The organism is Okeania sp. SIO2F4, assembly GCF_010672385.1.
GTDB lineage: Bacteria > Cyanobacteriota > Cyanobacteriia > Cyanobacteriales > Microcoleaceae > Trichodesmium.
In genome coordinates this window covers 3,048-4,726 of record NZ_JAAHGT010000777.1, presented here as the reverse complement: position 1 = coordinate 4,726, position 1,679 = coordinate 3,048, and the positions used below count along the sequence as shown (strand labels likewise).

General features: G+C 30.1%; 1 protein-coding gene. It reads right to left on the bottom strand.

The annotated features are described in order from the left end of the window. Window positions 1-362: 362 nt before the first annotated feature. The coding region (locus F6K22_RS32510) for a sensor histidine kinase (protein WP_293107838.1) at window positions 363-1,679 on the bottom strand (1,317 nt) is incomplete at its 5' end.

Below are 1,679 nucleotides of genomic sequence, written 5' to 3'. Positions count from 1 at the left end.
TGTATGCATGAGCTTTATAAGTGCGAAAAGCTGGTACTTTTTTCAACTCTAAAACGCCAAAACCTTTAGATTTCAATACTTTTAGAATTAATCAGCAAGCCCTATTTATAAATATTATTTATTGACGCGATCTAAATTTTTAATATACAGTTTCTCTGGTTAATGAGGTATACTTTTATACTTACCTGCCTGTTGCCTGTTATATCAAATCCGGTTAATTGCAGATAGAATCCGGTTACAAGATACATCGGATTCCACTTTGGAGAGATACACCCCGGAGCGGGGAAGATGGCCGCACTTGCATTCATTTAATTGTTAATATCTGTACTTCATGTACAACGATAAGTGCCATTATTCCTTCTTCAAGCAACAAAGTTGTTTAGAGTAAAATAAAAAGTTGTTCCTTCTCCTACTTGAGAATCACACCAAATTAAGCCTTGATGACGATTAATAATTCTTTTCACAATTGACAAACCAATACCAATTCCTGGAAACTCATTATCTGAATGGAAGCGCTTAAAAGGAGTAAATAATTCTTGGGCGGTTTCCATATTAAAACCTGCTCCATTATCTTTAATAAAATAAATTCGATCTAATTTTTGTTTGCATAAATTTTTGTCTTTGTAATATAAAGGGCATTGATTAATAATTGGATCTAAATTTTGTTGTTCTGCGGATAAAACTCCAAATTCAATATAAGTAACATCTTTTTTAGATGAATATTTCCAAGCATTACTAATTAAATTTTCTAAAGCAATTATGAATAAATTTTGGTCTGCTTTAGCTATAATATTGGGCTGAATTACTAATTCTACTTTTCTTTGTGGTTCCTTTCTTTGGAGTTTTATTAATATGTCTTCAACTATATTACTTAAATCCATTAATTCAAGAGTTATGGGACTTTTTTTAACCTTTGATAATAGCAGTAAATCTTTAATAATTTGCTGCATCTTAGCAGTTGATTCATAAATCACATCAAAAGTTTCTTGAGAGTTTTGAGTGGGATGATCGTGATTTTTATATTCTTCTTGGAGAAAATCAATTAATGATTCAATATTTCCTAATGGATTCCGTAAATCATGAGCTACACTATAACTAAAAGCTTCTAATTCTTTATTTGTTTCTTCTAGGGTTAATTCTAAGTTTTTCCTTTCTGTAATATCTCTGACTGTAATCGCAAAACCATCCCCTAATTTAACAGCGATGAAATGATACCATTTTCCTTCTTTTTGGTCATTATAATAAATATCTTGCTCTAAAGATTTTCCAGTTTCTACCACCTTAACAAAATTAGGAAATAAATCATAATTAATTCTATCTAAAAACTTTTTCACCACTATTTTACCAATTAAATCTTGTGGTTCTTGATTAAAAGCTCTAGCAATAATTGGATTAACAACTAAACAAGAAAAATCAAGAATATTTCCCCTTCTCTTGTCCCTTAATGCTGCCATAGCTGCAATTCCATCAACAGAAGAATTTAAAATACTAGAAATGATTGCCCTAGATTGATATAAAATAGCCTCTGCTTCTTGGCGTTGTCTAATTTCTTCTTTAAGATTATCTTGTTCTATTTTTAATAATTGTCTTTCTTTTTCTAAGAGTCGTTTCTGTTTTTGAATTGTTAATTGACTTTTGATTCTTGCTAAAACTTCTTCTTCTTGAAAAGGTTTGGTGAT